The 11522-nt window shown below is 64.7% G+C and carries 8 protein-coding genes and 1 pseudogene; 2 read left to right on the forward strand and 7 right to left on the reverse strand.

The features are described 5' to 3' along the window. Nucleotides 1-5: 5 nt before the first annotated feature. From G6N15_RS00645 to G6N15_RS00665, 5 genes are all read right to left on the reverse strand, one after another. Nucleotides 6-1448 carry a vWA domain-containing protein gene (locus tag G6N15_RS00645; RefSeq protein WP_083084390.1) on the reverse strand — a complete coding sequence of 481 codons (1443 nt, stop codon included), beginning with the start codon at nt 1446-1448 and terminating at the stop codon, nt 6-8. Next, nucleotides 1448-2323 (reverse strand): AAA family ATPase, encoded by an 876-nt coding sequence (locus tag G6N15_RS00650; RefSeq protein ID WP_083084388.1) that lies wholly within the window; start codon nt 2321-2323, stop codon nt 1448-1450. Before G6N15_RS00650 ends, G6N15_RS00645 begins: the two co-directional genes overlap by 1 nt. Before the next feature lie 23 nt (nt 2324-2346). After that, the gene (locus G6N15_RS00655; protein ID WP_083084385.1) at nt 2347-3594 is read right to left on the reverse strand and encodes a glutamate-5-semialdehyde dehydrogenase; all 1248 of its coding nucleotides are present in this window, start codon (nt 3592-3594) and stop codon (nt 2347-2349) included. Between the two features lie 67 nt (nt 3595-3661). Then, a complete protein-coding gene (locus G6N15_RS00660; RefSeq protein WP_083084383.1) occupies nt 3662-4954 on the reverse strand; it encodes a serine hydrolase domain-containing protein in 1293 nt (430 codons plus the stop codon). Between the two features lie 184 nt (nt 4955-5138). Then, on the reverse strand, nt 5139-5837 hold the full coding sequence (locus G6N15_RS00665) for a hypothetical protein (protein WP_083084381.1): 699 nt from the start codon (nt 5835-5837) through the stop codon (nt 5139-5141). 553 nt (nt 5838-6390) lie between these two features. Between G6N15_RS00665 and G6N15_RS00670 the strand changes: the two genes are divergently transcribed. Beyond that, nucleotides 6391-8169 (forward strand): ABC transporter ATP-binding protein, encoded by a 1779-nt coding sequence (locus tag G6N15_RS00670; RefSeq protein ID WP_083084380.1) that lies wholly within the window; start codon nt 6391-6393, stop codon nt 8167-8169. Between the two features lie 26 nt (nt 8170-8195). Beyond that, the gene (locus G6N15_RS00675) at nt 8196-9206 is read left to right on the forward strand and encodes a phospholipase D-like domain-containing protein (protein ID WP_083084379.1); all 1011 of its coding nucleotides are present in this window, start codon (nt 8196-8198) and stop codon (nt 9204-9206) included. A gap of 7 nt (nt 9207-9213) precedes the next feature. On the opposite strand, the gene G6N15_RS00680 is transcribed toward G6N15_RS00675, so the two are convergent. Together G6N15_RS00680 and G6N15_RS00685 are read right to left on the reverse strand one after the other, a co-directional pair. Next, entirely contained in the window at nt 9214-10743 is a 1530-nt protein-coding gene (locus G6N15_RS00680) for a serine/threonine-protein kinase (protein ID WP_083084378.1), read from the reverse strand. 9 nt (nt 10744-10752) lie between these two features. Next, nucleotides 10753-11388 (reverse strand): annotated as a pseudogene (locus G6N15_RS00685) (class I SAM-dependent methyltransferase); the annotation flags it as partial. Between the last annotated feature and the right edge of the window lie 134 nt (nt 11389-11522).

Here is an 11522-nt window from a genome sequence, read left to right on the forward strand (position 1 = left end):
TGTAACTAGACGGGCAACAGCTGGTCGATCACCGCGGCCAGCTGTTTGGCCGACCGGCATTCGTGCATGGTGATGATGTCTTGGTAGCGCGGCGCCGCTGAATCGCCACTGCCCCACAAATGCTTCGGCTCCGGGTTGAGCCAATGCGCGTGCCGGCTGGCGGTCACCATGTGCGCCAGCACGTCGAGGGCCGGGTCGCGGTAGTTGGTGCGACCATCGCCGAGCACCAGCAACGAGCTGCGCGGTGACAGCACATGCGGATAGCCCTCGGTGAACGAGATGAACGCGTTGCCGTAGTCGGAATGCCCGTCGCGGGTGTAGACACCGGCCTCTCGGGTGATGCGCTGGATCGCCACCGCCAGATCCGCGTCGGGCCCGAACAGGTGAGTCACCTCGTCTGTGGTGTCGATGAACGCGAATACCCGCACGCGGGAAAACTGTTGGCGCAGAGCATGCACCAGCAGCAGGGTGAAGTGGCTGAATCCGGCCACCGATCCCGACACGTCGCACAGCACCACAAGCTCGGGCCGGGCGGGGCGCGGCTTGCGCAGCACTACGTCGATCGGTACTCCCCCGGTGGACATCGACTTGCGCAACGTCTTCCGCAGGTCGATCGCCCCGGCACGGGCGCGGCGCCGACGGGCGGCCAGTCGGGTGGCCAGGGTGCGAGCCAGCGGTGCCACCACTCGACGCATCTGCCGCAGCTGGTCAGCCGACGCGCGCAGAAACTCGACGTTCTCGGAAAGCTGTGGGATGCCGTACATCTGGACATGGTCACGGCCAAGCTGCTCGGCGGTGCGCCGCTTGGTCTCTGCGTCGACCAGCTTGCGCAGCTGGGTGATCCTCTGGGCGGCAAGGGCTTTGGCGATCTGTTCCTGGGTAAGGGTGGGCTCGTCGCCGTAAGGGGCGAGCAGTCCCGCCAGCAGCCGGCCTTCGAGCTGGTCGAGCGCCATCGCCTTGAGCGCCTGATACGACGAGTACGACGGGCCGCGGCTGGAACTGTACTTGCCGTAAGCCTCGACGATTTGGGCGATCATGGCCACCAGCCGCTCGTCCATGTCGGCCAGGTCCTCGTTGACGGTCAGCAGATCGACCAGCATCTGCCGCATCGCTTCGATGTCGTCAGGCGCCAGCTGCAGTTCGCGTTCACCGGCCGCCTCCTCAGTGACCACCGCTCGCGCACCCAACGCCGCCGGCCACCACAGGTCGAACATGGCGTCGTAGGTTTCCCGATGATCCGGTCGGCGCAGTACGGCGCACGCGATGCCCTCGCGCAGCACTTCCCGATCTCCCAGCCCCAGGGTGGCCAGCACTCGGCCCGCGTCCACCGTTTCCGACGGGCCAACCGAAATGCCTTGTGCGCGCAAGGCCTCCACGAAGCCCACCAGGTGGCCGGGCAGCCCGTGGGGGGCCAACGGCTGGCTGGAGCGAACGCGGCGAACGGCCATCAGTTCAGGCGCAGTTCGCCGGCCGCGCGCTGCTGGTCGGACTGGTGTTTGAGGACCACGCCGAGGGTGGCCGCCACCGTCGCGTCGTCGATGGTGTCCAAGCCCAGCGCCAGCAGCGTGCGGCCCCAGTCGATGGTCTCGGCGATCGAGGGCACCTTCTTCAGCTGCATCCCGCGCAGGACACCGATGATGCGTACCAGCTCGTCGGCCAGATGCACGGGCAGCTCGGGAACACGCGACAACAGGATGCGTCGTTCCATTTCCGGGCTGGGAAAGTCGATGTGCAAGAACAAGCACCGCCGCTTGAGCGCCTCGGATAGCTCGCGGGTGGCGTTGGAGGTCAGCACCACAAACGGCGCCCGCTCCGCGGTGATGGTGCCCAGCTCGGGAACCGTCACCGCGAAATCGCTCAATACCTCCAGCAGCAGCCCTTCCATCTCGATATCGGCCTTGTCGGTCTCGTCGACTAAGAGCACCGTCGGCTCGCTGCGCTGGATGGCCGTCAGCAGTGGGCGGGTCAGCAGAAACTCCTCGCTGAACACGTCGGCCTTGGTCGCCTCCCAATCCCCGGAGCCGGCCTGGATGCGCAGGATCTGCTTGGCGTGGTTCCACTCATAAAGCGCGCGCGCTTCGTCGACGCCCTCGTAACACTGCAGGCGGACCAGCCCGGACCCGGTGGCCTGCGCGACCGCGCGGGCCAGCTCCGTCTTTCCGACCCCGGCGGGGCCTTCGACCAGTAGCGGCTTGCCGAGCCGGTCGGCGAGAAACACCGCAGTCGCCGTGGCGGTGTCGGGCAAGTAGCCGGTCTCGGCCAGCCGCCGAGCGACATCGTCGATATCAGCGAACAGCGGGATGGGTCGGGCGGGCACGGTCACGATGCGAGTCTCCTTAACAGGGGTCAGACGGGGCGGGTGTGGCCGTCTCCCCACACGATCCACTTGGTTGCGGTCAATTCGGGCAGTCCCATCGGCCCGCGGGCGTGCAGCTTCTGGGTGGAGATGCCGATCTCAGCGCCGAACCCGAACTGCTCGCCGTCGGTGAACGCCGTCGATGCGTTTACCATCACCGCGGCCGCATCCACCCCCTCGGTAAACCGTTGCGCAGCAGCAAGGTTCGTGGTCACGATGGCTTCGGTGTGTCCGGTGCCGTATTCGTTGATGTGGGCGACCGCCGCGTCGACGCCGTCGACCACCGCCACCGCGATGTCCATCGAGAGGTACTCCCGGCGCAGATTGTCCTCGTCCGGATCAAGGTGCACGGTTACCCCCGCGTCCTGCAGCGCGCCGACCAGTCGCGGCATGGCCTCGTCGGCGATCGCGGCGTCCACCAGCAGCGTCTCGGCGGCATTGCAGACACTGGGGCGGCGCGTCTTGGAGTTCAGCAGCACCCGTTCGGCCACCTCGAGATCGGCGGCCTCGTGGACGTAGACATGGCAGTTGCCGACGCCGGTTTCGATGGTGGGCACCTGCGCGTCGCGGACCACCGCGTCGATCAAACCCGCTCCCCCGCGCGGAATCACCACGTCGACCAGCCCGCGCGCCTGGATCAGATGAGTGACGGTCGAGCGATCGGAGCTGTCCAGCAACTGGACCGCGTCAGGTGGCAGGTCTTCTTTGAGCAAGGCGCCACGCAGCACGTCGACCAGGGCCTGGTTGGATCGAGCGGCCGACGAACTGCCCCGCAGCAGCGCGGCGTTACCCGACTTGAGCGCCAGCCCGAACGCATCGACCGTGACGTTGGGGCGGCCCTCGTAGACCATGCCGACCACGCCGAGCGGAACCCGCTGCTGACGCAATTGCAAGCCGTTGGGCAACGTGTAGCCGCGCAGCACTTCACCGACCGGGTCGGGCAGCCCGGCGACCTGGCGCAGTCCGCCGGCGATTCCGTCGATGCGCTGCGGGTTCAGCGCCAGGCGATCCAGCATCGCCGTCGGTGTGCCGGCGTCGCGGGCGGCGTTGAGGTCTTCGGCGTTGGCGGCCAGGATTTTGTCGACGTTGGCCAGGAGCGCATCCGCGGATGCGTGCAGCGCTTGGTTCTTGACCGCGGTGGGCAGCGACGCCAGGGCGCGGGCGGCGACGCGGGCTCGGCGCGCGGCGTCATGGACTTCTTGACGCAAGTCGCGACGCGACGGAGCTTGCAGACTCATTACCCCAGCGTATCGGGCTAGCTACACCAGCCGCGAACGCCCGGGCCACGGCAGCCGCGGCGCAGAACTAGATGGCGCTGGAGATCTGCCTGAGCATCGCGAATCCGGCGTCGTCGGCCACGATGTTCGGCTGGCCCTTTTGCCAGTAGCCATTGAGCAGGACTGCGATGCCGAGCGGCTGTTGGGTGGGGCCGGGCATCGTCATACCGATCCAACATGAGCAGCCGCCCAAGGACGTCAGGCCGTTCTTCCAGACGATAGGCGGCTGGCCGGGTTTAACGTCCCAGGCCAGGCCCATGTTCGCCGGTCCGCGCTGGGATTCGCCGCACATGTTGACCGACAAGGGCGTGTAATGGGTCGTCGAAGCCAGCGCCTTCATCAACGGTGACGATTGGTTGGCAGCCGTCAGATTTGTGAGCAACCAGGTGTGCATGTCCGTGGCAGATGACTTGATGTCCGACGCGCCGCTGGACGACACCTGCGGGCCGCCGTTGGGAAACGCCGGCGCCAGCGGCGCTCCGTTGGGCACCATCGTCATGGTGTCGGGCATGTTCAGCGGCCCGGTGATCTGCTGCTGCAGCAGGTTGGCATAGGCCTGGCCCGGCGGACCGCCGGGACTCGCCCCCGCGGCACAACCGTAAGCGGACACGGTGGTGAACCCCAGCGTGATGAACCCCATGTCCGAATAGCGCCAGCAGCTGCCCGGTTGCGGTCCGTTGTGGGTGCGCCAGAAATTCAGCAGGTCGGGCGGCGGGGCCGAGGGGCTGGTTTCGAAGAGCCCGACGCCGTCTTGCGGACCAAGTGATTCGCGGGGCAGAGCCGAGGTGTGTTGGGCAAGCATCCGCGGCGTGATTTTTTGCATCGTCGCGCTCAGATCGCCGTTGCCGCCTAGGTATTGGTTGAGATAGCGGCTCAGGCTCGCATCCCAGTCGAAGCAGTCCGGGCGGGTAACGACTCCGTTGGCGAACATCGCGGCGGTGAAGGTCTTGGTGATCGAGCCGATGGCATAAATCGTTCTCGGAGTGGGCGGCCCCTGGTCGGCCACCGTGCCGTACATGTAATAGGGATTGAATTGGTGGTTGGGATACGCGAACGCCACCGCGAGCGCGTAGTTCACTCCCGGCGTCTTGGCCCGCAGGTTGTCGAGCAGCGTGTTCGCCTGGTTGCCGATGATCCGGTCCAGCTGGGCCTGGGTCAGCCTGATCGGCCGGGTGCGAGCGTCCAGACCAGGATTGGCGGTCTCGGTCTGCTCAGGCGGTTGCGAGGAGCGCTGCGCGCTACATGCCGCCGCCCCACTAAGCCCCAGCGCGCCCACCCCGGCTGCAAGCCGCCCGAACTCGCGCCGCGACATCCCGCTCATGTGCTGACCTTCCCCGTTCCCGCGCGGCTGCAGAGGGGTCGAGGCCGGCTAGCCCGTGGCCGTGGGGTAAGTGCTCGTTGGAACGATGACCTCTTGGGCGTGGAGTTTAGGCCTGAGTACAGGGGCTGTAGCGCTATTTCGGCCGATTGTTACCGCTACGGATATTGCGATGAAGCGACGTTTTTCAGACCGGCACAAAATTGCCGGCAAACCATGCGGTGCTCACCGTATGTGTTTGAGGCGGCGGAAATTGACTGTTCGGCGTGCCGATTTGGCCTACTTTGACTGTCCACACCGGCATGGAGCGATCGATCGCGAAAGTGGCACCCTGGCTGGGCAGCACCAGAACCGCGAGATTTGAGTTGACCGCACCGCAACCATAGGCGCCCACATAGCCGTCGGCGCGACCGCCCCAGGCACCCCCGTTGCGCAGGCGGCAGCGGGTGCCGTCATCGAGGAGCAGCGCAAAGGGTTGCGGTGCCGCCAGGGGTTGAACCTGCGGCAGCGGATCGGGGTAATTCACGCGATGAAGCTGCTGGCCCCATGGATTGTCCACGCACAATAACGATCCGGGCGTTGACGGCCAGCACACATCTGCGTCAGCTGCACTGGGCGAGCAGTAATAGATGTCGTCGGCCACGGCAGCTGGCGACGGAGTGGTGCAATCCGCCACATCGGTGACATTGCTTGGCGATGGTGCCTCCTGATAACCGTTTACCGGTTCCCCGTTGGGGCCAACAGGCACTGCGGTAATCACTTGTGTGGCCGGCGGCTCGGCGGCGACGGACGCGGGTACCAACTGCGGAACAACCGCGAGCACAACCACAGGTGCAACGACGCGCCAGGTGCAAACCCGCCGCGCCCGAATTCCGACACCGTGCATTGAACCTCCACGCTGCGGTGCTCGTCAGACTGCCAGTGAAGGGTAAAGCCCACAGAGCGGTGCATGGGCGCTTTGCCCAAAACGCGTCGGCTCCGGAAATTCGCCGGACGGGTCAAAATCTGTCAGCATGCTGCTTTTCACGGAAGGCGAGGCGGCGACAACAATCGAATTCGATGGGCCACTATAAAGGTCCTTACCGCCCGACGTGGTCACCGAGCTTGGCCGGCAGCAGGAATACTGCCAGCTGCATTCACCAGCGCTGATATGAGCAAAAGTGCGCGGCGATTTCCTGTCCACGGTAGTTTTCTGACCAACGACGCCTACCTCCAGTCCTGGGAAGGTCACCCTGGATGACTCGGTCTCGGATTCACGCCTCAGGTGTCACCATGCGTGACGCCGCCACCGCATTGCGCATCGCCCGCGGCTCAAATGAGCCCCGCTGAGAACGGCGGCAGCCAGCGCAGCGGTCCGCAACGACGACACCGTTTAGGGGTCTCCGCTATAACGACGATGTCGGCCTGCGTGTCTGCCCAGCCAAGGGAAGAAGGTTGCTATGACGCGGCTGGTTCTTGAACTGATCCGGCCTTACCGCTGGATTATCGGCATCATCCTGGCCGCCATGCTCGTGCAGACGGCCATGAACCTGGCCGGGCCGTGGCCGCTCAAGATCATTCTCGACAACGTCGTCGTTACGAAACACCCTCTGCCGCAATGGATGGCAGGCCTGCTGCCGGCGCTCGGCGGCACCAGCAGAGCACATATCGCAGAGCTGGCGGCAATCTTCTTCGTCATCGTCGCCGTCTTGAACGCGATCTCGACGTATATCGGCAACTACTACACCGAGGTCGTCGGCCAGTGGGTCGCTTACGATCTGCGCACGCGGACATACCACCATCTCCAACGGCTTTCACTGAGCTATTACGACAGCCACCAGGTTGGAGCAATTGTCAGCACCATCAACGACGACGTCGACACAATCCAGGACTTCGCCTCCGAGTCGGTAACCGACATCATTATCGACATCCTGCAAATTGTCGGGATCCTGGCCGTGATGTTCGCGATCCGCTGGGATTTCGCGCTGATCGCCGTCGCGGTGACGCCTTTCCTGCTCTTTTTCGTGTCGCGAGTCCGAAAGGCGGTGAAAAAGGCAACCCACCAGGTACGCCTCCGCCAGGCCGATATCGTCAGCACAGTGCAGCAGGGCCTGGAATCGGTCCGAGTGGTGCAGGCATTCGAGCGGGAGGACCTCCAGGAGGAAGAACTCAGACGGGTCGGCATACAGACCGTCCAGGCAGGGCTGCAGGCCCGAAAGATCAAGGCACTGCTAACACCGATCGTCAACATTGTCGTCGCTGCCTGCACCGGGCTGGTGCTGTGGCGCGGTACGTCGCTGGTGCTGGCAGGCGCGATGGAGGTCGGCACTCTCACCGTCTTCCTGTCGTATTTGGCCATGTTCTTCAAACCGGTGCAGGATCTGGCCACGATGACCAACACCATCGCGCAGACGTCGGTCGGGGTGGAGCGCGTCCGGGCGATCCTCGACGCCGACGCCATTATTCCGGAGCGCCCCGATGCGATAGAGCCGCAAACATTGCGCGGCCAAGTAGAATTTGACCACGTGTCGTTCGGTTACGATGCGGCACAACCGGTTTTGCGCGACGTCAGCTTCACCATCAAGCCGGGCCAGATGGTGGGGGTGGTGGGTCCCACGGGCAGCGGCAAGTCCACTGTGGTCAGCCTCATCCCGCGGTTCTACGATCCCAACGCCGGCAGCATCAAGATCGACGGCGTGGATATCCGGGACTACAAGCTGCACGAACTGCGCCAGCACATCGGCTTCGTTCTGCAAGACACTGTGCTATTCCGCGGAACTGTGCGTGACAACATCGCCTACGGCCATCCCCGCGCCACCGAAGACGAGATCGTCCAGGCGGCCAAGCTCGCCAACGCGCACGAGTTCATCAGCCGCATGCCGCACGGCTACGACAGCCCGGTGGGCGAACGGGGTCTTACCCTCTCCGGGGGGCAGCGGCAGCGCATCGGGATCGCGCGCGCCATCATCCGCGACAACCCGATTCTGATCCTCGACGAGCCCACCGCGGCGCTGGACACCGAGTCCGAAGAGTTGGTAATCGAGGCACTGGAACGGCTGATGAAAGGCCGGACCGTCATCACCATCGCCCATCGGCTGAGCACCATCCGCGATGCGCACAACATCATCGTGCTCAAAGACGGGGTGGTCGCGGAGACGGGCAACCACGAGGAATTGCTGGCGCTGGGCGGCGTTTACGCCGGCCTGCACCGCATCCAGTATCAAGAAACCTCGGCATAAGTTCCGAGCCACCCGGCGGAGGTCACATGTCGCGTTCCATCATCGTTCTGCCCGACGACTCGGCTCGCCCGGTACTCGATGCCGTCAACGGGGCGACGAAGTCGCTGCGAATCAAGATGTTCGTCTTTTCCGACCCGGAGCTGTTAAATGCGGTGATCGCGGCGCAAAAGCGTGGCGTGCAGGTGCGGGTGATGCTGAATCCGGCGCGCCGCAGCGGTGAAGAGGACAACGAGGAGGCACGCGCCAGGCTGACCGAGGGCGGGGTCGAGGTGCTTGACAGCAATCCCGCTTTCGACCTCACGCACGAGAAGTCCATGGTGGTCGATGACGAGCACGCATTCGTCAAGTCGTTGAACTGGGCGACGGAGAACTTCACCGAGACAAGGGATTACGCGGTCGCGACGTCCCATGACTTCGAGGTCAGGGAGATCATCGACTGTTTCGAGGCCGACTGGAGCCGGCAGACCTTTGATCCTGGCCACTTCTCCAGGCTCATTTGGTGTCCTATCAACGGTCGGGATCGAATTGCCGAATTCATCGACGACGCCAGGCATTTCCTGTTCGTGCAAAACGAGCGCTATCAAGATCCCATCATCATCGAGCGCCTCGTGCGAGCTGCCCGCCGCGGGGTGAAAGTCCACATCATGGCGCGGCCGCCGCATACCCTCAAGAAGGACAAGCTCATTGAAGGCGTCGGTGGTCTGCGCATCCTCGATGACGTGGGAGTCAAGATCCACAAGCTCAAGCATCTTAAGCTGCACGCCAAAATGATTTTGGCTGACGGGGTTCGGGGCATCGTCGGGTCGATCAACCTGGCGCCGGGCAGCTTCGACAGCCGCCGGGAACTCGCGATCGAGGTGCGAGACGAGCATGTCACCGAACGCCTGCACAAAGTGGCGCAACACGACTGGGAGAACTCGCGCCCGCTGGATCTGAGCGACACAGGGCTACTGGCTGACCTCGAAGCACGCTACGCCGACAGCGTGGAGAAGCTGGCGTTGCAGGAACATCACCACAAGCACAAATCACAAGGCTAGCGCGCGGTTACCCGGCTGCAGTCTCCAGTCCGTTGGCGGCCGCGACCGCCGCGCGGGCCCATTCGTTGCGGCTCAAGGCCGGCGCGATCTGTCGGCGGATGCCTTCGACCGCAACGGGACCGGCCACCGCCGGCGGTACCCGGAAGGCGAAGCTCGGGCCTTCGGTGGCGACGGCCAGCAGAGCGTCGCTGTTGGTGAATCCGTTGTCGCGCATGGCTTGTTCAGCCCAACCGAATGGTGTCATGCCGGAGAAATTGGTGACGTAGACGACCCAAAGGTGGACGTTGCGCTCGGAGTAGAGCTTGGTGAGCGCAGTTTCGACCGCGGTGCGGCCCGGCGCGGCCAGTACTCCTGCTTGGTCGGTGAGATACGGGGTGAGCTTGATCGACGTCGCGGCCTGCGGGGGGCCGCTGTTGCCCGGCGCCGCTGCCGGCTGAGATGGAGCGCTGTTGACCGAGGGTGGTGCCGCCTGGGACCCGCTTGCGGCTGGTGGGGTTTCGGGCTTGCTGAGCAGGCGCACGCCGACGACTGCGCCAACCGCGATCAGCACGACCGCAGCTATTGCGCCGATCAGCGCCGCCGGGCGCAGCACCCGGCGCGTTTTGGGGCTGGCGGCGGCGGTCTGCTGCGACGCGGAAACGGTGGCTCCAGGCGCGAGCATGGTGGCAGCGAGTTGTGTTGCGTCGCTGGTTGTTTTGCCGCTGAGCGCCGTGGCGAAATCTGAACAGCTCGGGTAGCGATCGTCGCGGTTCTTGGCGAGCGCCTTGGCGATCACAGGGTCGAGTTCTGCCAATTCCGGTCGTCGATCGCCGATCGGCGGGGGTGGCGCGGACAAATGATGGGTGATGACGACCGCCGGATTGGAGTGCTGGAATGGCTCCGACCCGGTCAGAAGGTGAAATGCCGTGCAGGCAAGCGCGTATTGGTCAGCTCGCCCGTCGAGGTCCGAGCCGGTGAGTTGCTCAGGCGCACAGTAAGCCGGTGTGCCGACCATCATATTGGTTGCGGTCAGACCGCTGATATCACCGACCTGTCGGGCGATCCCGAAATCGGCGAGCAGGATCCGTCGCTTTCGGGTGGTCGGCTCGCCGAGCAGGATGTTGGACGGTTTGACGTCTCGATGCAGCAATCCGCGGGAATGCGCGTAATCCAGAGCGTCAGCAACGGCGGTGACAATCTCGAGCGCCTCCGTTGACGGCATTCCGGACGGATACTGATTACGCAACAGCTCCGCTGCATCGGTGCCCTCGACGTAGTCCATCGAGATCCACAGCTGTCCTCCGAATTCGCCGCGGTCGTGGATGCCGACGATGTTCGGGTGCCACAGCTCCGCGGCCAGGTCGGCTTCCCGGTGGAATCGTTCCCTATATTCGGTGTCCGCTGTGAGATCCGCGGGTAGGACTTTCAACGCGTCACGGCGCGGCAGCCTCGGGTGCTGCGCCAGATACACCTGACCCATCCCACCGGAGCCCAGTAGCCGCACGATGGTGTATCCGGCGAACACGTCGCCTTCTTGGAGGCGATCGCTTAGCGGCATGGGAGCATGCTACAAAGCCGCACCGGCTCGATGGCGGCGATTGTGTTGGTCGAATTCGTCCACCGGCGGCTTGCGTCCCCATACGGTTTGGTTCAGCTGGGTCCGGTAGGTGAAGGTCGGGTCTTCGTACGCGCGCCGCATCTGGGCCACCTCCCACTCGGTCAGCGCGCCGTTGGCGATTGCGGCCGCATCGATGCGTTGCCAGGTTTTGATCCACATATACGAAAACGGGTCACCACCGTGGACCACGCGCGCAACGCCCTCATTGGCCATCTCCGTAAGCCCAAGCGCCTCGATGTAGCGCAGTAACGCCTTGCCGAAACGAAAATCGGCGATGCCCGCCGTTGAGGCGAAGCCGACCAGTTTGCGATAGCACGAGTCGAACGTTTCGGACATCGGGTGGGCGGCATCGACCGCGCCCGCGACGTCGTTGTCGGGCTCGGTGGCGACCAGCCAACCGCCGGGACGCAGTGCCGCGGTCATCCGCCGCAACGCGTCTGCGGGGTCGTCGAGGTGCATCAGCACAAATCGGCTGTGGACCAGGTCGTAGGAGGCCGACTCGACCTGGTCGAGCGTGATATCGCACTGGCGCACTTCGATGTTGGGCTCGCGCACATCACCGAGGTACTTCGGATCGATGTCGGCGGCGAGCCATGCCCCGTTGGCCCCACGCCCTCAGCGAGCCAGCGGGCCACAGCGCCGGCGCCCGCGCCTACCTCCAGACAGCGCCATCCGGCGCTGACGCCGACAGCGTCGAGCACACGGTAGGTGTGCGGATC

It is taken from the genome of Mycobacterium noviomagense, assembly GCF_010731635.1.
GTDB lineage: Bacteria > Actinomycetota > Actinomycetes > Mycobacteriales > Mycobacteriaceae > Mycobacterium > Mycobacterium noviomagense.

What these genes read in the sequence shown, in the direction of transcription:
- G6N15_RS00645 (WP_083084390.1), bottom strand. Translation starts at nt 1,448, where the DNA reads ATGGCCGTTCGCCGCGTTCGCTCCAGCCAGCCGTTGGCCCCCCACGGG.
- G6N15_RS00655 (WP_083084385.1), bottom strand. Translation starts at nt 3,594, where the DNA reads ATGAGTCTGCAAGCTCCGTCGCGTCGCGACTTGCGTCAAGAAGTCCAT.
- G6N15_RS00660 (WP_083084383.1), bottom strand. Translation starts at nt 4,954, where the DNA reads ATGAGCGGGATGTCGCGGCGCGAGTTCGGGCGGCTTGCAGCCGGGGTG.
- G6N15_RS00665 (WP_083084381.1), bottom strand. Translation starts at nt 5,837, where the DNA reads ATGCACGGTGTCGGAATTCGGGCGCGGCGGGTTTGCACCTGGCGCGTC.
- G6N15_RS00670 (WP_083084380.1), top strand. Translation starts at nt 6,391, where the DNA reads ATGACGCGGCTGGTTCTTGAACTGATCCGGCCTTACCGCTGGATTATC.
- G6N15_RS00675 (WP_083084379.1), top strand. Translation starts at nt 8,196, where the DNA reads ATGTCGCGTTCCATCATCGTTCTGCCCGACGACTCGGCTCGCCCGGTA.
- G6N15_RS00680 (WP_083084378.1), bottom strand. Translation starts at nt 10,743, where the DNA reads ATGCCGCTAAGCGATCGCCTCCAAGAAGGCGACGTGTTCGCCGGATAC.